Genomic DNA, 23,725 nt, shown 5'->3' on the forward strand with positions numbered 1-23,725 from the left:
TCAGAGTGACATTCATGGGAGAAAGACATGGCTAGCACCACAACTACCGGCGGCGGAACCGTTACCTCGTTTTCCAACACGCCGCAGGCGAAGGATGACGTCTTCACCACCACTGAAAATCTGCTGGGGGTCGTGTATTGGGACGTCATGTCCAATGACCTCGGCGGCAACGCGAAGACACTCTGGTCACTCGACAACGCGGACAGTCTTTCTACTGCCACCAAGGTTTATGCTCCGGCCGACCTCCTGACCCAGGATACGGCGAGGGCTGAGGCGACGAGTTCTGACACCAGTTTGAATGGTGCAAAGATCTGGATCACTTCGGACGGTAAGGTCGGCTACGACGCCGCTACTTTTTCAGATGCTTTCAAGGCACAACTCCAGGCGCTTGCTACTGGCGAGCTCCTGACGGACAGCTTTACCTATGCGATTCGTCTCGGCAACGGAACGCTCAGTTGGGCCACCGCGACAGTACAGTTTTCGGGCGTGAACGATGGTGTGACGATCAGCCTCGGCGCGCAGGCCGGCACGGTGACTGAAGACGCCGCCACCACTGCGAGTACGACCGACTCGCTGACGGCCAGCGGCACGATTGCCTTTAACGACGTCGACCTGAGTGACACGCACATTGCGACGTTCGCGCCGGCGCTGGGCAACGCTACTCATCTTGGTACGTTTGTGCTCTCGTCGGTAAGCGAAGCCGCGAACGCGGCCAACGGCTCGGTGCAATGGACATACAACCTGAACAATGCGGCGGCGCAGTACCTGGCTCAGGGACAGACAGTAACCGAAACCTACCTGGTCACCATCAGCGATGGTCATGGTTCGTCGGTAACGCAGAATGTGACCATCACTATTACCGGCACCAATGACGGGCCGACGGTGGCGGCGGCAGAACTTGAAAGCGGGGCGGTGGCCGAAGACGGCACCAAAGTGGCCAGCGGCAGCTTCGCCTTCGGCGACGTGGACCTGGCGGATCACGCGCATATGGTCAGCGTGAGTGCACCGTCCGGTGCGCTGGGTACGCTGGTGGCCAGTGTCAGCGACGAGAGTACGGGCGACGCGGCGGGCAGCGTGGGCTGGACCTATACGCTGAACAACAGCGCGGCGCAGTACCTGGCCGCGGGCCAGACCAAGAGTGAAGTGTTCACGGTGACGCTGACCGACGACTTCGGGGCGACGGTGACCAAGGGCGTGACGATTACCATTACCGGCAGCAACGACGCGCCGACGGTGACGGCGGCAGAGGTCGAAAGCGGTGCAGTGACCGAAGACGGCACCACGGTGGCCAGCGGCAGCTTCGCCTTCGGCGACGTGGACCTGGCCGATCACGCCCATGTGGCCAGCGTGAGTGCACCGTCCGGTGCGCTGGGTACGCTGGTGGCCACTGTCAGCGACGAGAGTACGGGTGACGCGGCGGGCAGCGTGGGCTGGACCTATACGCTGAACAACAGCGCGGCGCAGTACCTGGCTGAAGGCCAGACCAGGACCGAAATGTTCACGGTGACTCTGACCGACGACTTCGGGGCGACGGTGACCAAGGCCGTGACGATCACCATTACTGGCAGCAACGACGCGCCGACGGTGACGGCGGCAGAAGTCGAAAGCGGGGCGGTGGCCGAAGACGGCACCACGGTGGCCAGCGGCAGCTTCGCTTTCGGCGACGTGGACCTGGCCGATCACGCCCATGTGGCCAGCGTGAGTGCACCGTCCGGTGCGCTGGGTACGCTGGTGGCCAGTGTCAGCGACGAGAGTACGGGCGACGCGGCGGGCAGCGTGGGCTGGACCTATACGCTGAACAACAGCGCGGCGCAGTACCTGGCCGCGGGCCAGACCAAGATCGAAATGTTCACGGTGACGCTGACCGACGATTTCGGGGCGACGGTGACCAAGGGCGTGACGATTACCATTACCGGCAGCAATGACGCGCCCGTGCTCGGTTTTGAAACGGGCAACGATGCGGGCGCGGTACAGGAAGATACCAAGCTCAGCGTGACTGGCCAGTTCAGCTCGTCCGACATCGATCACGATGCCACGGCGACCTGGAGCATCAATGGCTCGTCAACCGGCACCTACGGCTCGATCGCCGTGGACAACACCGGCAAGTGGACCTACACCCTGGCCAATGGCACCGATGGTGTCGCCAGTGCGGTGCAGGCGCTAAAGGCGGGCGAGAGTCACAACGAAGTGTTCAGCGTGCAGGTCAGCGATGGCCTGGGTGGCGTGGACACCCAGCTGGTGACCGTCACCGTCACCGGCACCAATGACGCGCCAGTGCTCGGTTTCGCGACCGGCAATGATGCCGGCGCGGTGCAGGAGGATACCAAGCTCAGCGTCAGCGGCCAGTTCAGCTCGGCCGACATCGATCACGACGCCACGGCGACCTGGAGCATCAATGGCTCGTCAACCGGGACCTACGGCTCGATCGCCGTGGACAACGCTGGCAAGTGGACCTACACCCTGGCCAATGGCACCGATGGTGTCGCCAGTGCGGTGCAGGCGCTGAAGGCGGGCGAGAGTCACGATGAAGTGTTCAGCGTGCAGGTCAGTGACGGCCTCGGCGGCGTCGACACCCAACTGGTGACCGTCACCATTACCGGCACCAATGACGCGCCAGTGCTCGGTTTCGCGACCGGCAATGATGCCGGCGCGGTGCAGGAAGACATCAAGCTCAGCGTCAGCGGCCAGTTCAGCTCGGCTGACATCGATCACGACGCCACGGCGACCTGGAGCATCAATGGCTCGTCAACCGGGACCTACGGCTCGATCGCCGTGGACAACGCTGGCAAGTGGACCTACACCCTGGCCAACGGCACCGATGGTGTCGCCAGTGCGGTGCAGTCGCTGAAGGCGGGCGAGAGTCACAATGACGTGTTTACGGTGAAAGTCAGCGACGGCCTGGGTGGCGTCGACACCCAGCTGGTGACCATCACCGTCACCGGCACCAATGACGCGCCCGTGCTCGATTTCGCGACGGGCAACGAGGCCGGCGCGGTGCAGGAAGACACCAAGCTCAGCGTCAGCGGCCAGTTCAGCTCGGCCGACATCGATCACGATGCCACCGCCAGTTGGAGTATTGCCGGGTCAAATACCGGCACCTTTGGCTCGATCGCCGTGGATAACGCTGGCAAGTGGACCTACACCCTGGCCAATGGCACCGATGGTGTCGCCAGTGCGGTGCAGGCGCTGAAGGCGGGCGAGAGTCACGATGACGTGTTTACGGTGCAAGTCAGCGACGGCCTCGGTGGCGTCGACACCCAGCTGGTGACCATCACCGTCACTGGCACCAATGACGCACCGGTGCTCGGTTTCGCGACCGGTAATGATGCCGGCGCGGTGCAGGAGGATACCAAGCTCAGCGTCAGCGGCCAGTTCAGCTCGGCCGACATCGATCACGACGCCACGGCGACCTGGAGCATCAATGGCTCGTCAACCGGGACCTACGGCTCGATCGCCGTGGACAACGCTGGCAAGTGGACCTACACCCTGGCCAATGGCACCGATGGTGTCGCCAGTGCGGTGCAGGCGCTGAAGGCGGGCGAGAGTCACGATGAAGTGTTCAGCGTGCAGGTCAGTGACGGCCTCGGCGGCGTCGACACCCAACTGGTGACCGTCACCATTACCGGCACCAATGACGCGCCAGTGCTCGGTTTCGCGACCGGCAATGATGCCGGCGCGGTGCAGGAAGACATCAAGCTCAGCGTCAGCGGCCAGTTCAGCTCGGCTGACATCGATCACGACGCCACGGCGACCTGGAGCATCAATGGCTCGTCAACCGGGACCTACGGCTCGATCGCCGTGGACAACGCTGGCAAGTGGACCTACACCCTGGCCAATGGCAGCGATGGTGTCGCCAGTGCGGTGCAGGCGCTGAAGGCGGGCGAGAGTCACAATGACGTGTTTACGGTGCAGGTCAGCGACGGCCTGGGTGGCGTGGACACCCAGCTGGTGACCGTCACCGTCACCGGCAGCAACGATGCGCCGGTGCTCGATTTCGCGACGGGCAACGATGCCGGCGCGGTGCAGGAAGACACCAAGCTCAGCGTCAGCGGCCAATTCAGTTCGGCCGACATCGATCACGATGCCACGGCGACCTGGAGTATTGCCGGGTCAAATACCGGCACCTTTGGCTCGATCGCCGTGGACAACGCTGGCAAGTGGACCTACACCCTGGCCAATGGCACCGATGGTGTCGCCAGTGCGGTGCAGTCGCTGAAGGCGGGCGAGAGTCACGATGAAGTGTTCAGCGTGCAGGTCAGTGACGGCCTCGGCGGCGTCGACACCCAACTGGTGACCGTCACCATTACCGGCACCAATGACGCGCCAGTGCTCGGTTTCGCGACCGGCAATGAGGCCGGCGCGGTGCAGGAAGACATCAAGCTCAGCGTCAGCGGCCAGTTCAGCTCGGCTGACATCGATCACGATGCCACGGCGACCTGGAGCATCAATGGCTCGTCAACCGGGACCTACGGCTCGATCGCCGTGGACAACGCTGGCAAGTGGACCTACACCCTGGCCAATGGCACCGATGGTGTCGCCAGTGCGGTGCAGGCGCTGAAGGCGGGCGAGAGTCACAACGAAGTGTTCAGCGTGCAGGTCAGCGATGGCCTGGGTGGCGTGGACACCCAGCTGGTGACCGTCACCGTCACCGGCAGCAACGATGCGCCGGTGCTCGATTTCGCGACGGGCAACGATGCCGGCGCGGTGCAGGAAGACACCAAGCTCAGCGTCAGCGGCCAATTCAGTTCGGCCGACATCGATCACGATGCCACGGCGACCTGGAGCATCAATGGCTCGTCAACCGGGACCTACGGCTCGATCGCCGTGGACAACACCGGCAAGTGGACCTACACCCTGGCCAATGGCAGCGATGGTGTCGCCAGTACGGTGCAGTCACTGGAGGCGGGCGAGAGTCACAATGACGTGTTTACGGTGCAAGTCAGCGACGGCCTCGGTGGCGTGGACACCCAGCTGGTGACCATCACCGTCACCGGCACCAATGACGCACCCTTGCTCGGTTTCGCGACGGGCAATGATGCCGGCGCGGTGCAGGAAGACACCAAGCTCAGCGTCAGCGGCCAGTTCAGCTCGGCCGACATCGATCACGATGCCACGGCGACCTGGAGCATTGCGGGTACGGATACCGGCACCTTTGGCTCGATCGCCGTGGACAACACTGGCAAGTGGACCTACACCCTGGCCAACGGCACCGATGGCGTTGCCAGTGCGGTGCAATCGCTGAAGGCGGGCGAGATTCACAACGAAGTGTTCAGCGTGCAGGTCAGCGATGGCCTCGGCGGCGTGGACACCCAGCTGGTGACCATCACCGTCACCGGCACCAATGACGCGCCAGTGCTCGGTTTCGCGACCGGCAATGAGGCCGGCGCGGTGCAGGAAGACACCAAGCTCAGCGTCAGCGGCCAGTTCAGCTCGGCCGACATCGATCACGATGCCACGGCGACCTGGAGCATCAATGGCTCGTCAACCGGGACCTACGGCTCGATCGCCGTGGACAACGCTGGCAAGTGGACCTACACCCTGGCCAACGGCACCGATGGCGTTGCCAGTGCGGTGCAGTCGCTGAAGGCGGGCGAGAGTCACAATGACGTGTTTACGGTGCAAGTCAGCGACGGCCTCGGTGGCGTGGACACCCAACTGGTGACCGTCACCATTACCGGCACCAATGACGCGCCGGTGCTCGGTTTCGCGACCGGCAACGAGGCCGGCGCGGTGCAGGAAGACACCCAACTCAGCGTCAGCGGCCAGTTCAGCTCGGCCGACATCGATCACGATGCCACAGCGACCTGGAGCATCAATGGCTCGTCAACCGGTACCTACGGCTCGATCGCCGTGGACAACACCGGCAAGTGGACCTACACCCTGGCCAATGGCACCGATGGTGTCGCCAGTGCGGTGCAGTCACTGAAGGCGGGCGAGAGTCACAATGACGTGTTTACGGTGCAAGTCAGCGACGGCCTGGGTGGCGAGGACACCCAGCTGGTGACCGTCACCATTACCGGTACCAACGATGCGCCAACGGTGACGGCGGCAGAGGTCGAAAGCGGTGCGGTGGCCGAAGACGGCACCACGCTGGCCAGCGGCAGCTTCGCCTTCGGCGACGTGGACCTGGCCGATCACGCCCATGTGGCCAGCGTGAGTGCGCCATCCGGTGCGCTGGGTACGCTGGCGGCCAGTGTCAGCGACGAGAGCACGAACGACGCGGCGGGCAGCGTGGGCTGGACCTATACGCTGAACAACAGCGCGGCGCAGTACCTGGCTGAAGGCCAGACCAAGACCGAAGTGTTCACGGTGACGCTGACCGACGATTTCGGGGAGGCGGTGACCAAGGCCGTGACGATCACCATTACCGGCAGCAATGACGGGCCGACGGTGGCGGCGGCAGAACTTGAAAGCGGGGCAGTGGCCGAAGACGGCACCACGCTGGCCAGCGGCAGCTTCGCTTTCGGCGACGTGGACCTGGCGGATCACGCCCATGTGGCCAGCGTGAGCGCGCCATCCGATGCGCTGGGTACGCTGGTGGCCAGTGTCAGCGACGAGAGCACGAACGACGCGGCGGGCAGCGTGGGCTGGACCTATACGCTGAACAACAGCGCGGCGCAGTACCTGGCTGAAGGCCAGACCAAGAGCGAAATGTTCACGGTGACGCTGACCGACGATTTCGGGGCGACGGTGACCAAGGCCGTGACGATCACCATTACCGGCAGCAACGACGCGCCCGTGCTCGATTTCGCGACCGGCAATGATGCGGGCGCGGTACAGGAAGACACCAAGCTCAGCGTCAGCGGCCAGTTCAGCTCGGCCGACATCGATCACGATGCCACCGCCACTTGGAGTATTGCCGGGTCAAATACCGGCACCTTTGGCTCGATCGCCGTGGATAACGCTGGCAAGTGGACCTACACCCTGGCTAATGGCACCGATGGTGTTGCCAGTGCGGTGCAGTCGCTGAAGGCGGGCGAGAGTCACAATGACGTGTTTACGGTGCAAGTCAGCGACGGCCTCGGCGGCGTCGACACCCAACTGGTGACCGTCACCATTACCGGCACCAATGACGCACCCGTGCTCGGTTTCGCGACCGGTAATGATGCCGGCGCGGTGCAGGAAGACACCAAGCTCAGCGTCAGCGGCCAGTTCAGCTCGGCCGACATCGATCACGATGCCAGCGCCACTTGGAGCATTGCGGGTACGGATACCGGCACCTTTGGCTCGATCGCCGTGGACAACACTGGCAAGTGGACCTACACCCTGGCCAACGGCACCGATGGCGTTGCCAGTGCGGTGCAATCGCTGAAGGCGGGCGAGATTCACAACGAAGTGTTCAGCGTGCAGGTCAGCGATGGCCTCGGCGGCGTGGACACCCAACTGGTGACCATCACCGTCACCGGCAGCAACGACGCCGCCGTGCTGTCCTCGGCCAGCGTTACGTTGAGCGAAACCAATGCTCCGCTGACCACCGGCGGCAGCCTGACCATTAGCGATATCGACAGCCCGGAAAGCTTCCAGGCCCAAACCAACACCGCCGGCAGCTACGGCCAGTTCTCCATCGGCACCGGCGGTGCCTGGACCTACGTCGCCAATTCCGCCCACAACGAGTTCGCCGCCGGTACCACCTACACCGACACCTTCGCGGTGAGCAGTGCCGACGGCACCCTCAGTTCGGTCACCGTGCAGATCCTCGGCACCAACGATGCCGCGGTGTTGTCCGCCGACATCGCCAACCTCACCGAGACCAATGCCGCCGTCGACATTTCCACCGCCGGCACCCTGACCATCAGCGACGTCGACAGCGCCGCCACCTTCGTCGCCCAAACCAACACCGCCGGCAGCTATGGCCAGTTCTCCATCGGCGCCGGCGGTGCCTGGACCTACGTTGCCAATTCCGCCCACAACGAGTTCGCCGCCGGCACCACCTACACCGACACCTTCGCGGTGAGCAGTGCCGACGGCACCCTCAGTTCGGTCACCGTGCAGATCCTCGGCACCAACGATGCCGCGGTGTTGTCCGCCGACATCGCCAACCTCACCGAGACCAATGCCGCCGTCGACATTTCCACCGCTGGCACCCTGACCGTCAGCGACGTCGACAGCGCCGCAACCTTCGTCGCCCAAACCAACACTGCCGGCAGCTACGGCCAGTTCTCCATCGGCACCGGCGGTGCCTGGACCTACGTTGCCAATTCCGCCCACAACGAGTTCGCCGCCGGCACCACCTACACCGACACCTTCGCGGTGAGCAGTGCCGACGGCACCCTCAGTTCGGTCACCGTGCATATCCTCGGCACCAACGATGCGGCCGTGCTGTCCGCCGACGTCGCCAACCTCACCGAGACCAATGCCGCCGTCGACATTTCCACCGCTGGCACCCTGACCGTCAGCGACGTCGACAGCGCCGCAACCTTCGTCGCCCAAACCAACACCGCCGGCAGCTACGGCCAGTTCTCCGTCGGCGCCGGCGGTGCCTGGACCTACGTCGCCAACTCCGCCCACAACGAGTTCGCCGCCGGCACCACCTACACCGACACCTTCGCGGTGAGCAGTGCCGACGGTACCCTCAGTTCGGTCACCGTGCAGATCCTCGGCACCAACGATGCGGCCGTGCTGTCCTCGGCCAGCGTTACGTTGAGCGAAACCAATGCTGCGCTGACCACCGGCGGCAGCCTGACCATTAGCGATATCGACAGCCCGGAAAGCTTCCAGGCCCAAACCAACACCGCCGGCAGCTACGGCCAGTTCTCCATCGGCACCGGCGGTGCCTGGACCTACGTCGCCAATTCCGCCCACAACGAGTTCGCCGCCGGTACCACCTACACCGACACCTTCGCGGTGAGCAGTGCCGACGGCACCCTCAGTTCGGTCACCGTGCAGATCCTCGGCACCAACGATGCCGCGGTGTTGTCCGCCGACATCGCCAACCTCACCGAGACCAATGCCGCCGTCGACATTTCCACCGCCGGCACCCTGACCATCAGCGACGTCGACAGCGCCGCCACCTTCGTCGCCCAAACCAACACCGCCGGCAGCTATGGCCAGTTCTCCATCGGCGCCGGCGGTGCCTGGACCTACGTTGCCAATTCCGCCCACAACGAGTTCGCCGCCGGCACCACCTACACCGACACCTTCGCGGTGAGCAGTGCCGACGGCACCCTCAGTTCGGTCACCGTGCAGATCCTCGGCACCAACGATGCCGCGGTGTTGTCCGCCGACATCGCCAACCTCACCGAGACCAATGCCGCCGTCGACATTTCCACCGCCGGCACCCTGACCATCAGCGACGTCGACAGCGCCGCCACCTTCGTCGCCCAAACCAACACCGCCGGCAGCTATGGCCAGTTCTCCATCGGCGCCGGCGGTGCCTGGACCTACGTTGCCAATTCCGCCCACAACGAGTTCGCCGCCGGCACCACCTACACCGACACCTTCGCGGTGAGCAGTGCCGACGGCACCCTCAGTTCGGTCACCGTGCATATCCTCGGCACCAACGATGCGGCCGTGCTGTCCGCCGACGTCGCCAACCTCACCGAGACCAATGCCGCCGTCGACATTTCCACCGCTGGCACCCTGACCGTCAGCGACGTCGACAGCGCCGCCACCTTCGTCGCCCAAACCAACACTGCCGGCAGCTACGGCCAGTTCTCCATCGGCACCGGCGGTGCCTGGACCTACGTTGCCAATTCCGCCCACAACGAGTTCGCCGCCGGCACCACCTACACCGACACCTTCGCGGTGAGCAGTGCCGACGGCACCCTCAGTTCGGTCACCGTGCATATCCTCGGCACCAACGATGCGGCCGTGCTGTCCGCCGACGTCGCCAACCTCACCGAGACCAATGCCGCCGTCGACATTTCCACCGCTGGCACCCTGACCGTCAGCGACGTCGACAGCGCCGCAACCTTCGTCGCCCAAACCAACACCGCCGGCAGCTACGGCCAGTTCTCCGTCGGCGCCGGCGGTGCCTGGACCTACGTCGCCAACTCCGCCCACAACGAGTTCGCCGCCGGCACCACCTACACCGACACCTTCGCGGTGAGCAGTGCCGACGGTACCCTCAGTTCGGTCACCGTGCAGATCCTCGGCACCAACGATGCGGCCGTGCTGTCCGCCGACATCGCCAACCTCACCGAGACCAATGCTGCGCTGACCACCGCTGGCACCCTGACCATCAGCGACGTCGACAGCGCCGCCACCTTCGTCGCCCAAACCAACACCGCCGGCAGCTATGGCCAGTTCTCCGTCGGCGCTGGCGGTGCCTGGACCTACGTCGCCAATTCCGCCCACAACGAGTTCGCCGCCGGCACCACCTACACCGACACCTTCGCGGTGAGCAGTGCCGATGGCACCCTCAGTTCGGTCACCGTGCATATCCTCGGCACCAACGATGCCGCCGTGCTGTCCGCCGGCATCGCCAACCTCACCGAGACCAATGCTGCGCTGACCACCGCCGGCACCCTGAGCATCAGCGACGTCGACAGCGCCGCCACCTTCGTCGCCCAAACCAACACCACCGGCAGCTACGGCCAGTTCTCCATCGGCACCAGCGGTGCCTGGACCTACGTCGCCAACTCCGCCCACAACGAGTTCGTCGCCGGCACCACCTACACCGACACCTTCGCGGTGAGCAGTGCCGACGGCACCCTCAGTTCGGTCACCGTGCAGATCCTCGGCACCAACGATGCCGCGGTGTTGTCCGCCGACATCGCCAACCTCACCGAGACCAATGCTGCGCTGACCACCGCCGGCACCCTGAGCATCAGCGACGTCGACAGCGCCGCCACCTTCGTCGCCCAAACCAACACCGCCGGCAGCTACGGCCAGTTCTCCATCGGCACCGGCGGTGCCTGGACCTACGTCGCCAACTCCGCCCACAACGAGTTCGCCGCCGGCACCACCTACACCGACACCTTCGCGGTGAGCAGTGCCGACGGCACCCTCAGTTCGGTCACCGTGCAGATCCTCGGCACCAACGATGCCGCCGTGCTGTCCGCCGACATCGCCAACCTCACCGAGACCAATGCTGCGCTGACCACCGCCGGCACCCTGACCATCAGCGACGTCGACAGCGCCGCCACCTTCGTCGCCCAAACCAACACCACCGGCAGCTACGGCCAGTTCTCCATCGGCACCGGCGGTGCCTGGGCCTACGTCGCCAACTCCGCCCACAACGAGTTCGCCGCCGGTACCACCTACACCGACACCTTCGCGGTGAGCAGTGCCGATGGCACCCTCACGTCGGTCACCGTGCATATCCTCGGCACCAACGATGCCGCCGTGCTGTCCGCCGGCATCGCCAACCTCACCGAGACCAATGCTGCGCTGACCACCGCCGGCACCCTGAGCATCAGCGACGTCGACAGCGCCGCCACCTTCGTCGCCCAAACCAACACCACCGGCAGCTACGGCCAGTTCTCCATCGGCACCGGCGGTGCCTGGACCTACGTTGCCAATTCCGCCCACAACGAGTTCGCCGCCGGCACCACCTACACCGACACCTTCGCGGTGAGCAGTGCCGACGGCACCCTCAGTTCGGTCACCGTGCATATCCTCGGCACCAACGATGCGGCCGTGCTGTCCGCCGACGTCGCCAACCTCACCGAGACCAATGCCGCCGTCGACATTTCCACCGCCGGCACCCTGACCGTCAGCGACGTCGACAGCGCCGCAACCTTCGTCGCCCAAACCAACACCGCCGGCAGCTACGGCCAGTTCTCCATCGGCACCGGCGGTGCCTGGACCTACGTCGCCAACTCCGCCCACAACGAGTTCGCCGCCGGTACCACCTACACCGACACCTTCGCGGTGAGCAGTGCCGATGGCACCCTCACGTCGGTCACCGTGCATATCCTCGGCACCAACGATGCCGCCGTGCTGTCCGCCGGCATCGCCAACCTCACCGAGACCAATGCTGCGCTGACCACCGCCGGCACCCTGAGCATCAGCGACGTCGACAGCGCCGCAACCTTCGTCGCCCAAACCAACACCGCCGGCAGCTACGGCCAGTTCTCCATCGGCACCGGCGGTGCCTGGACCTACGTCGCCAACTCTGCCCACAACGAGTTCGCCGCCGGCACCACCTACACCGACACCTTCGCGGTGAGCAGTGCCGACGGCACCCTCACTTCAGTCACCGTGCATATCCTCGGCACCAACGATGCGGCCGTGCTGTCCGCCGACATCGCCAACCTCACCGAGACCAATGCTGCCGTCGACATTTCCACCGCCGGCACCCTGACCATCAGCGACGTCGACAGCGCCGCCACCTTCGTCGCCCAAACCAACACCACCGGCAGCTACGGCCAGTTCTCCATCGGCACCGGCGGTGCCTGGACCTACGTCGCCAACTCCGCCCACAACGAGTTCGCCGCCGGTACCACCTACACCGACACCTTCGCGGTGAGCAGTGCCGACGGCACCCTCACGTCGGTCACCGTGCATATCGCCGGCAGCAACGACTCACCGACGATCACTTCCAACGGTGGTGGTGCAACGGCTTCGATCAATGTGGCGGAGAACACCACAGCGATCACGACAGTGGCGGCGACCGATGTTGATCTGCCGGCACAAACGCTGGGCTACAGCATCGTCGGCGGAGCGGATGCCGCGAAGTTCTCGATCGTTTCAGGCACAGGCGTGCTGAGCTTTATCTCTGCACCCAACTTTGAAGCGCCGACTGATTCGGGGGCGAACAACGTCTATGACGTGATTGTGCGGGCATCGGACGGCACGCTGTTTGACGACCAGGCAATCGCGGTAACCGTGACGGGCGTCAACGACAACTCCCCGGTGATCACCTCCAACGGTGGCGGTGCAACGGCTTTGGTCAATGTGGCGGAGAACACCACGGCGGTCACGACAGTGGTGGCGACCGATGCTGATCTGCCTGCGCAGACGCTGAGCTACAACATCGTCGGCGGAGCGGATGCCGCGAAGTTTTCGATCGTTTCAGGCACAGGCGTGCTGAGCTTTATCTCTGCACCCAACTTTGAAGCGCCGACTGATTCGGGGGCGAACAACGTCTATGACGTGATTGTGCGGGCATCGGACGGCACGCTGTTTGACGACCAGGCAATCGCGGTAACCGTGACGGGAGTCAACGATAACTCCCCGGTGATCAGCTCCAACGGTGGTGGTGCAACGGCTTCGGTCAACGTGGCGGAGAACACCACGGCCGTCACGACAGTGGTGGCGACCGATGCTGATCTGCCTGCGCAGACGCTGAGCTACTCGATCCTGAATACGGCCGGGACGGACTTCAGCAAGTTCTCGATCAGTTCGAGTGGGGTGCTGACGTTCAATTCGGCGCCGGATTACGAGAATCCCCAGGATATCGGTGGCACCGACGGCGACAACGCCTACGTTGTGGACGTTCAGGTGGCCGACGGCAATGGCGGAACCGACACGCAGACCATTACGGTAAACGTGCAGAACGTCGTTGAGACACCAGTTGATACTGTGGCGCCAACGGTGACAGTGACAGGGACGGCCTTAGGGACTGATATCATCCCTATCCCGTCAACGTCGACGGTCACATTCCAGTTCAGTGAAGTTGTGAGCGGGTTCAACCTGTCTGACGTCACGGTGACTACATCGGGCGGAGCACCCCGCGGAACCTGGAGTAACTTCACGCAGGTTGACGGCGATACCTACACGGCGACGCTGACCAGAACGCAGAACGGTAGCGTAAAAGTCGACGTTGCCGCGAACAGCTACACCGACCTGGCGGGTAATCCTGGTGCTGCCGGGAGCAGTGCAAACCTTCCGGCAGGTGTGGCTGGCGAACCCATCAATCTAGCCCTCAACGTTCCGTCGACCAATATCAGCGGCCCAATAACGGTGGCCATCAGCGGTGTTCCCTCGGGATGGACGTTCAATGCAGGAACCGACAACGGCGACGGCACCTGGACCGTGCAGACCAGCGATCCCGGCGCATTGACTGTGACAACTCCAAGCGACTTCGCCGGTGCGTTGGTGCTTGATGTCAACATGCACTGGAGCAACAGCGACGGCAGCCTGGCAAGCGCCTATGTGTTCAACAACGTCGAAGTCTATGCCCCAGGCGCACCGATCTTCGCCTTGTCCGCCGACGACAACCTGACCGGCTCGTCCGGTGCCGACACCTTTGTTTTCGCCCAGCCGATCGGCAACAACATCATTTACAGCTTCGACGCGGCGGCGGACAAAATTGACTTGATCGGCTTCACGGGCGTCAACGATTTTGCGGATGTGAGTATCGCCAACGACGCGAACGGCAATGCCGTGCTCAGCATCAGTGCCGACCAGACGATCACGGTCAACGGTGTGGATGCGGCGGCGTTGAGCGGGGCCCACCTGCTGTTCGATGTGGACCCGGTCACGACCAATACGGGCACCATCACCATTGCCGACGGTGCGATCATGCCGTTCGGTGGCCGCATCGACAACAGCGGCACCATAGCGCTCGGCTCCACCGGCCGCGGGACCGATCTCGAGATTCTGTTCCGTGGCGCGACGTTGAGCGGTGGCGGGCAAGTGGTTCTGTCCGACAGCGCGCACAACGTGATCTTTGGTGGCAGCGCGGACACGGTGCTCACCAATGCCGACAACACCCTCTCGGGTGCCGGCCAGTTGGGCGCGGGGCAGATGATGCTGGTCAACTCGGGCCTGATCCATGCCAACGGCGTCAATGCGCTGGTGATCGATACCGGTAGCAACGCCGTCACCAACACTGGCGTGCTGCAAGCCAGCGGCAGCGGCGGATTGGTGATTGAAAGCGCGCTCGTCAACAGCGGTAGCCTGTGGGCGAACGATGGCAACATCACCGTCCACGGAGATGCCAGTGGCGCGGGAAGCGCGACTATCAGTGGTTCGGCGATGCTGGAGTTCGGTGCTGCCTCCGATCAGCATGTGACGTTCGACAGCGGCGCGGCAGGCACGCTCAAGCTTGATGTGTCGACGGCGTTCAGTGGCAGCGTCAGCGGTTTTACCACGGGCGACAAGCTGGACTTTGGCGATGTTGCGTTCGGCGCCAATACGCAGATCACCTATGCAGCCAATGACACAGGCACTGGCGGCATGCTGAGCGTGAACGACGGTGCACATGTGGCGCAGGTCGCGATCAATGGCCAATACGCAGCGGCGGGTTTGCAGGCGAACGCCGAGGGCAGCGGCAGTGAGCTGGCCTACGATGCAGCGGCGGCAAACCACACGATGCTGGGCGGCATGGCCGACGACATTCTGGTCGGCGGTGCGGGTGACGATCTGTTCTTCGGCGGGCTGGGCAACGACACGCTCAACGGCGGCTTCGGCAACGATACCTTCGCGTTTGCCGCTGCAGGCTTCGGCAATGACTCGATCCAGGGCTTCGACGTCGATCCGGCCGGAGGGCAGGACTTGCTCAATATTGCGGGGCTGGGGATCAGCAGCGAGACGTTCGCAGCCAACGTGAGCATTGCGGCTGACGGGGCGGACACGCTGATCGGGATCGGAATGGACTCTATTCGCCTGGTCGGTGTTAACAGTGCAGGTATCGATCAGACGGACTTTATCCTGTCGACATGATGCTTTTGCTGCTGGCTGCACGCTGCTACGCGGTTGCAGACCCCATCGCGGATGAATCCGCGATGGGGTCTGTGCGAGGTATTTTTCTCGTCATTCCACCCGGAGCGAGCTTGCTCCGGGCGGCGTTCCGACGATGGACTCAAGAGCGCTGCGTTTAGTCAGTAAACACGCGGCATCGTTAACGACCATCGCGAGCAAGCTCGCTCCTACAGTGGAACAGCATTACGGTTGCGGTGGCCGTTGCAGCGGGAACTTCAGGGGGCTGGCCAGGTCAATAGCGGCCCTGTATCGGAAATGCCGAGCAGCGCTGTGGTCTGTTTTACGGCAGTGCCGTCCGAGATCAGTCGAGTCCGTCCCCTGATGCCAACCAAGAGTTTTCTACCGGGTCTCATCCTGGCGTTCTGCGCCGTCGCGTCGCTTTGTTCGGTTGCTGCCGAGCGAAGTGCACCCTCGCACAGTAACAGCGCATCAACCACCCTGATCGAAACCGCCTCGCGGCAGTATGAAAATGGCCAGTTGGACCAAGCCGCTGCCACGCTGGAACGTGCCCTGCATATCCAGCCGAACAATCCGGCGACGCTGCATTACCTCGGTGTGCTGCGTCTTCAGCAGGGGCAATACCAGCAGGCTGAAACCTTGGCGGCGCGCTCGAACATGCGGGTTGGCCGCAACGTCGAATTACGCAACCGTAACTTCCAATTGATCCAGGCGGCGCAGCAGGCCCAGGCTTCGAATACCCCACCCAATGCCAAGGAAGATCTGGTCGCAGTACAGAAGGGGCTGGAAGAGGAGGCCCAAAGGCGCCACGAAGCAGACATGGCCGTTGCTGAACAATCCACTGCGGACATCGGGCGCGACGCTGGCAACTTCGCTCGCGCAAAGGCAGAACGGATATCGGACTCACCGACGGCTGGCAGACCTCGGTCCGAAGGAGAAGTGCAAATGGCTTCCATCGAGCCAGAGCCCGCGTACGGTGAGGTTGAGATCCCTCGCGGCCATTTGCCGCCTCCGGGTAAATGCCGAATCTGGTTTCCTGATCGCCCGCCGGGGCATCAGCCCGCACCTGGCAAATGCAAGAAGCTGCGATATCGGGTGCCGCCAGGGGCCTACCTGGTGCACGGTTGAGTTTACGAGTGTCCACTTCTGGCCGTTATCTGCCTGATGCAAAAGCCGGTTATCCCTGGCAACGCAGCCGGCCCGATGCGCGCGGCTATCGGTTCAGCAGAGGTGCCAGCAATGCACACATGCCGCGCCAGTGTGAACCCTCCCAGTAAATCCGTTGGCAGGCGTCGCAGCGCAGGAAGTGCGAATAGATAACGCCAATGCGTGGCGGCACTTGCGGCCGAGCCAGTTCCGGGCTGATCTCGTGCAGCGGCAGGTTGCAATGAAGGCACAGGCTGAATGGCCGCGCGCTACGCGCCAGGTCGAGGCGCTCGTACAATTCGCGCAGCTGCAGCGACGGTTTCAGGGCATGCACATAACAGCCGTGGCTGATGATCCGCCGCTTGAGCAGTTCGCGGTCGCGGGTCAGTACGATGCGTCCTTGCTGCGCAGCGATCTCGGCGATCTCGCCATCCTCGAAGCCATTGTCAAAGAGGGTGTCGAAGCCGCTCATGCGCAGCAGACTGGCCAGCCCGCCCAGGTGCGCATCAGCGACGAAGCGCAACACCCGTAAAGGTTGCGCACGAACCTTTAGCAGTGGGCTGATGTCCAGCGCCTCGAACTTGGGATACACCGCCAGCCGGTCACTGTCGAGGATCACCCGATCGAAGCCCGCCGACTCGCCGTTAAGCAACACCAGCTCGACCTCGGTATGCGGTACGCCGAGCGCCTCGATCATGTGCTTGACCGTCGCCCCTCGCGCACACTCGCAGGTGAAGGATTGCCGCCGCCGTTCGGCCGGCAGGAAGTCGTTGAGCTCTTCGTAGAAGCGGAAGGTTGCACTGGTCATACTGAACAGTATGGCAGGGCTACGGACAGTATGGTTGTACTCGTGTTGATGCTATCCGGGTCAGTCGAGTGGCAGCGATATCGTTAATTTCGTTCCTTTGTCCGGTGCGCTGTCGATGGTGAATTCCCCGCCCAGCATGCTGATGCGTTCCTTCATCCCCACCAACCCGAACGAGTTCAATTTTTTGCGATCCGTCATGCCTACACCATTATCTTTGATCTGCAGGTAAAGCCGGCGACCGTCCCTGTAGAGTTCGATATGCACCTGTGTCGCTTGTGCGTGCCGGGCAATATTCGACAGCGATTCCTGCACGATGCGGAACAGAGTCGTGGCGGATTTTTCATTCAGTTCGCAACGCAAATTTTGCTCTTTCACCGATATCGTGCAATCGATCGCGCTGCGCTGGCGGAACTCTTCAAGTTGCCACTCGATCGCTGCTTGCAATCCCAGATCGAGTACGGGCGGCCTAAGGTCATTGATGATACTGCGGACACTGCGAATGGCTGTATCGAGTTGATTCAGAGCATCGCTGGCCTTTTCGTTGAGCCTGGGGTGCATGGTGCTGGTGCGCGCCTGCAACATGGAGACATCGATTCGCAACGCCAGCAGACTCTGTCCCAGCTCGTCATGGATATCGCGTGCGATGCGCTTTCGCTCTTCTTCCTTGATGTGTTCCTGATAGGAGGCCAGTTCACGCAGCTGCAGCTTCGATTGCAGCAATTCTTCGGCTTGCATCGTCAGTTTGCGCTGCAGGTAGAACAGGTCGACAAACACCCGGATCTTGGCGCGAAGAACCTCGGCCACAATCGGCGAGAAGATGTAATCCACTGCGCCGGACGTATAACCGCGGAAACGCTCGGAATCCGTATCGGCCTCAGCTGTAACGAAGATAATGGGCGTATGGGACGATTTCGGGCGGCCGTGAATGAGTGCCGCGGTTTCAAAGCCGTCCATCACTGGCATTTTCACGTCGAGCAGTATGACTGCGAAGTCGCGCTGCAACAGCAGGCGCAGCGCCTCGCGCCCGGAAGTCGCCGTGGCAATATCGAGGCCCATGTCGGCAATCACCGCGGCGAGCGCCGTCAGCTTGGCGGGATTGTCATCCACCAGCAACACTGATGCCGGCACGCCATCAGGCGGGAGCGGATGCCGCACCTGGGCTCTTTCTTTGAATACCGGGGGTTCCTGCTGCATATTTATGCCACTTCGGTTTGCGCTAGCGCCTCATCGATAGAGCCATTTGCGCATCAGTGACAGCAACTGGTCGGTGTCCACCGGCTTGCTGACGTAGTCCGATGCTCCTGCCTCGATGCACTTTTCACGGTCACCCATCATCGCCTTGGCCGTCAGCGCAATCATGGGCAGGTTTTCAAATCTCTTGAATGTACGGATCTGGCGCATGGTTTCAAAGCCATCCATCTCGGGCATCATGATGTCCATCAGGACGATGTCGGTATCGGGCTGCTGCTGCAGCAGTTCTATGGCGGTTCGGCCGTTTTCGGCCGTGGCCACCAGCATTTTGTTGCACTCAAGCACGCTGGTCAGGGCAAAAATATTGCGCACGTCATCGTCGACCACCAGGGCCTTTTTACCCTCGAGACTGTCCGAACCCTCATAGAGTTTTTCCAGCATCCTGCGCTGGGTCTGCGGCAGCCCGGCTACGACGCGGTGAAGAAACAGCGCGGTTTCGTCGAGTATGCGCTCGGGGGATTGAACTGCCTTGATGACGCCCTTGCCGAGCAGTGCCCTGAAACGCTCGTGTTCCGGCTTGGTCAGTGTTTCTGCACCATAGACGACGATCGGCAATTCACGCATTGCGTGGTCTTCCAGCAGCGCCTCGAGAAACCCGATACCGGATGCGTCGGGCAGTTTGAGATTGATTGCCATGCAGTCGTAGCGTTTCTTTGCCAGTTTCTTCAAGGCTTCAGCGCCGCTGTCGGTCGTTGTGATCTTCACGTCGGTGTTACCGAGTAAATCGAGGATGCGGGCACGGCTCCCTTCGTCGCCGTCGATGAGCAGCAGACTCCTGGTCTTGCGTCGTGCGAATGCCACGATGCCGACCAGCGCATTTTGAATTTCGTCGGCTGTGACCGGCTTGAGCAGATAGTCGAAAGCGCCATAGCGCAGCCCGCGTGTGCGGTCGTCAGCGCTCGAGATGATCTGGACCGGGATGTGACGCGTGGCGAAATTGCGCTTCAACTGCTCGAGTAGCAACCAGCCATCGATGTCTGTCAGGCCCGGGTCCAGTGTGATCGCGGCGGGTTTGAAGCGCTCGACGAGCTCCAGTGCATCCGCGCCGCGGGTCGTGACGATCGCCCTGAACCCCTTCTTGCGCGCGGCCTCGAGCAGAATGTCGGCGAAACGGGCGTCGCCCTCGAGCATCAGCAGCACTTGGTCCCCGGGCTGGACAGACTCGCGGTCGTCCAGTATCTGTGCAGACGGGCCTGACATCAGGTCGCGTTTGCCTTGGCCAGGTACTGCCTCTGTCGTTGATTCGTCTGGTGCCTGACGCTGGGCATCCTGTGTACGCAAGGGCACGTACAGCGCGAAAGTACTGCCCTTGCCGATCTCACCGGGGATCAACCGCAGCTCACCGCCCAGCCGGTGTGCGAGCTCGCGGCTGATCGACAGGCCGAGGCCGGTGCCGCCGTATTTTCGTGAGGTTCCGGTATCTGCTTGTTGGAACGCTTCGAAGATGAGCTTCTGTTTGCCGGCAGATACGCCAATACCGGTGTCGGTGACCACGAAGGCGACCACCGTATCGGCGCGATTCAGTTCGCTGTGATCCACGCTCCACCCGGATATAGCGGGCGCGATGCTGATATTGACGCTGCCTTGCTCAGTGAACTTGAAGGCATTGGACAGGAGGTTCTTCACCACCTGCAACAGGCGCTTTTCGTCGGTCCAGATGGCGGGGGGCAGGGTAGGCGCCAGTTCAATCGTGAAGGTGAGGCCCCGGCTTTCGGCGACTGGCCGGAAAGTGCGTTCGATCTGGTCGTGCAGATCGGCGAACAGCGCTTCATTCAGATCCAGTGTGACCGTACCCGACTCGATCTTGGACAGATAGAGAATCTCGTCGATCAGCTCCAGCAGGTCTTTGCCCGCGCTACGGATGGTCTTGGCATATTGGACCTGCCTGGGCGTGAGATTGTGTTGCGCGTTGTCGCTGAGCTGCTGGGCCAGGATCAGCAAGCTGTTCAATGGCGTTCTGAGTTCATGGGACATACTGGAGAGGAATTCGGACTTGTACTTCGAGGTCAGCATCAGCTGCTCTGCTTTCTCCTCCAGCGACAGCTTGGTGATTTCGACTTCGCGGTTCTTGCGCTCGACTTCGGCTTTCTGCTCCGCCAGCAGTCCGGCCTTGTCCTCCAGTTCTTCGTTGGTCTGGCGCAATTCTTCTTGTTGTCTTTGCAGCTCCTGCGCCAGCGATTGCGACTGCTTGAGCAGTTCTTCGGTACGCATATTGGCTTCGATCGTGTTGAGTACGATACCAATCGATTCAGCAAGCTGATCAAGGAAGGTTTGATGAATGATGCTGTAGCGCGTGAACGAAGCCATTTCGACGACGGCCTTGACCTTGTTCTCGAACAGGATCGGCAACACGATGATATTCAGCGGGGCGGCCGCACCCAGTCCCGATGAAATCGCGACGTAATTTGCGGGTACATCGGTCAGCAGGATGCGCTTCTTTTCGTAAGCGCATTGCCCGACCAGGCCCTCGCCGAGCCGCCATTCATCGTTCACATTGATGTTTCCCTTGTACGCATAAGCCGACAGCAGTTTGAGTTTCGCAGGATCGGGCGGGCTCTCGTTCATCATGTAGAACACACCGTGCTGGGCGTTGATCAACGGAGCCAGTTCTGACAGCACCATCTTGGAGACTGCCGCCAGATCGCGCTGGCCCTGCAGCAGGCGGGTAAATTTCGCGAGATTGGTCTTGAGCCAATCCTGTTCCGCGTTTTGCCGCGTGGTTTCCCGCAGGTTGCGGATCATCTCGTTGACGTTGTCCTTCAATTCCGCCACTTCACCCTTTGCTTCCACCTCCACGTAACGAGTCAGATCGCCCTTGGTCACGGCAGTCGCCACGTCGGCAATTGCGCGCACCTGATTGGTCAGGTTGGCCGCCAGACCGTTCACGTTGTCGGTCAGGTCGCGCCAGGTGCCGGCAGCACCCGGCACGTTGGCCTGGCCGCCCAGCTTGCCCTCGACGCCCACTTCACGCGCCACCGAGGTCACCTGATCGGAGAACAGCGCCAGCGTATCGGTCATACCGTTGATGGTGTCGGCCAGTTCGGCGATCTCGCCCTTGGCTTCCAGTGTCAGTTTCTTTTTCATGTCGCCGTTGGCTACCGCAGTCACCACTTTCGCGATGCCTCGCACCTGGCTGGTCAGGTTGGCCGCCATGAAGTTCACGTTTTCGGTCAAATCCCTCCAGGTACCGGACACGCCTTGCACCTGTGCCTGTCCCCCGAGCTTCCCTTCGGTGCCGACTTCGCGCGCCACCCGCGTCACTTCGGCGGCAAAGCTGTTGAGCTGGTCCACCATGGTATTGATGGTGTTCTTCAGCTCCATGATTTCGCCCTTGGCTTCCACGGTAATCTTGCGCCCCAGGTTGCCTTTGGCCACCGCCGTCGTCACGTCGGCGATATTGCGCACCTGATTGGTCAGGTTGGCTGCCATGCTGTTGACCGAGTCGGTCAAATCTTTCCAGGTTCCACCAACGCCCGTCACCTTGGCCTGGCCGCCGAGTTTGCCGTCAGTCCCCACTTCGCGAGCCATGCGCGTCACTTCGTCGGCAAAGGTCGAGAGCTGGTCCACCATGGTGTTGATGGTTTCCTTGAGTTGCAGAATTTCACCTTTGGCTTCGGCTGTGATCTTGCGCGACAGGTCGCCGTTGGCCACCGCCGTCGTCACGTCGGCAATGTTGCGCACCTGGGTGGTCAGGTTGGCCGCCATGCCGTTGACCGAATTGGTCAAGTCCTTCCAGGTACCAGACACGCCGGTCACTTCGGCCTGTCCGCCCAGTTTGCCTTCGGTACCGACTTCCAGCGCGACGCGTGTCACCTCCGAGGCGAAGCTGGAGAGCTGGTCGACCATGGTGTTGATGGTGTTTTTCAGTTCGAGAATCTCGCCCTTGGCTTCAACGGTAATTTTCTCGCCGAGGTCGCCGCGCGCCACCGCCGTCGTCACCTGTGCGAGGTTGCGCACCTGGGTGGTCAGGTTGGCCGCCATGCCGTTGACCGATTCGGTCAGGTCGCGCCAGGTGCCTGATACGCCGCGTACTTCCGCCTGACCGCCCAACTTGCCTTCGGTACCGACCTCCAGAGCCACACGGGTCACCTCCGCAGCGAAGCTGGAGAGCTGGCCGACCATCGTGTTGATGGTGTTTTTCAGCTCGAGAATCTCACCCTTGGCTTCGACGGTAATCGTCTTGCCCAGATCGCCTTTGGCCACAGCAGTCGTCACGTAAGCGATGTTGCGCATCTGGGTGGTCAAATTGGCGGCCATGTCGTTGACGGAGTCGGTCAGGTCTTTCCAGGTACCGGACACGCCCTTGACATTGGCCTGCCCACCGAGAATCCCTTCAGTGCCGACTTCGCGCGCCACGCGGGTCACCTCGGAAGCGAAGGAGCCCAGTCGCGTCACCATGGTGTTGACGATCTCGGCAGATTTGAGGAACTGGCCCCGCAGTTTCAGGCCGTCGAGTACCGGCGGGACTTGCTGGCTCAGATTACCCTCGGCAACCGAACCGACAACGCGAATGATCTCGTTCATCGGGCTGATGAGGTCGCTGGTGAGCGCATTGCTCGAGTTGACGATCTTTTGCCATGAGCCTTTCATCATCGGCAATTCGATACGCTCATCGACCTTGCCCTGCTTGCCGATCAGTCGCGCCACGCGTTCGAATTCGGTGGTGGTGTCGGCTGCCATGTCGATGATCTCGTTGAGCGTGTCGGCGATCTTGCCCGGCATGCCGGTCCAGTCTTCCGGCATACGCTTGGTGAAGTCACCTTTGCGCAACGCCTTCAGCGCTGCCAGCAACGTCTTCATGTCGAAAACTTCGATTGGTGTCGTCACTGTGGCCATGTCTCTGTCCAGTCAAAATAGATGTCACGCGCAAGGCATTACCCATGGGCGTGCAGACCCACCTGAGAGCTTAGGCGCCGCTAACGCCTGAAGCAAAAGTGCAAGTGCGCTACCTGCCTGCTAACGTAGAACTCT

General features: G+C 62.3%; 5 protein-coding genes. 2 read left to right on the forward strand and 3 right to left on the reverse strand.

Translation table 11 applies throughout. The features are described from left to right. Positions 1-27: 27 nt before the first annotated feature. Together ACEN8Z_RS14135 and ACEN8Z_RS14140 are read left to right on the forward strand one after the other, a co-directional pair. Positions 28-15,552, forward strand: coding sequence for a VCBS domain-containing protein (locus ACEN8Z_RS14135; RefSeq protein ID WP_495598047.1), 15,525 nt, complete (start codon positions 28-30; stop codon positions 15,550-15,552). A 360-nt stretch (positions 15,553-15,912) separates the two neighbouring features. After that, the gene (locus ACEN8Z_RS14140) at positions 15,913-16,677 is read left to right on the forward strand and encodes a tetratricopeptide repeat protein (RefSeq protein ID WP_495598048.1); all 765 of its coding nucleotides are present in this window, start codon (positions 15,913-15,915) and stop codon (positions 16,675-16,677) included. Positions 16,678-16,762: 85 nt separating this feature from the next. Here ACEN8Z_RS14140 and ACEN8Z_RS14145 read toward each other — a convergent pair whose 3' ends face one another. From ACEN8Z_RS14145 to ACEN8Z_RS14155, 3 genes are read right to left on the reverse strand one after another with little or no spacing between them, the layout of a single operon-like run. Continuing rightward, entirely contained in the window at positions 16,763-17,503 is a 741-nt protein-coding gene (locus ACEN8Z_RS14145) for a Mut7-C RNAse domain-containing protein (RefSeq protein ID WP_495598049.1), read from the reverse strand. A gap of 60 nt (positions 17,504-17,563) precedes the next feature. Further along, positions 17,564-18,697: an ATP-binding response regulator gene (locus ACEN8Z_RS14150; protein WP_007998776.1), complete on the reverse strand. Its 1,134-nt coding sequence runs from the start codon at positions 18,695-18,697 to the stop codon at positions 17,564-17,566. Positions 18,698-18,727: 30 nt separating this feature from the next. Beyond that, positions 18,728-23,590, reverse strand: a complete 4,863-nt coding sequence (locus ACEN8Z_RS14155; RefSeq protein ID WP_495598050.1) for a HAMP domain-containing protein — start codon at positions 23,588-23,590, stop codon at positions 18,728-18,730. Positions 23,591-23,725: the final 135 nt, after the last annotated feature.

The organism is Pseudomonas sp. Pseusp10 (assembly GCF_059492225.1).

Bases quoted from the DNA above. Each gene is read 5' to 3' on its own strand.
- ACEN8Z_RS14135 (WP_495598047.1), top strand. From the start codon at position 28: ATGGCTAGCACCACAACTACCGGCGGCGGAACCGTTACCTCGTTTTCC.
- ACEN8Z_RS14140 (WP_495598048.1), top strand. From the start codon at position 15,913: ATGCCAACCAAGAGTTTTCTACCGGGTCTCATCCTGGCGTTCTGCGCC.
- ACEN8Z_RS14145 (WP_495598049.1), bottom strand. From the start codon at position 17,503: ATGACCAGTGCAACCTTCCGCTTCTACGAAGAGCTCAACGACTTCCTG.
- ACEN8Z_RS14150 (WP_007998776.1), bottom strand. From the start codon at position 18,697: ATGCAGCAGGAACCCCCGGTATTCAAAGAAAGAGCCCAGGTGCGGCAT.
- ACEN8Z_RS14155 (WP_495598050.1), bottom strand. From the start codon at position 23,590: ATGGCCACAGTGACGACACCAATCGAAGTTTTCGACATGAAGACGTTG.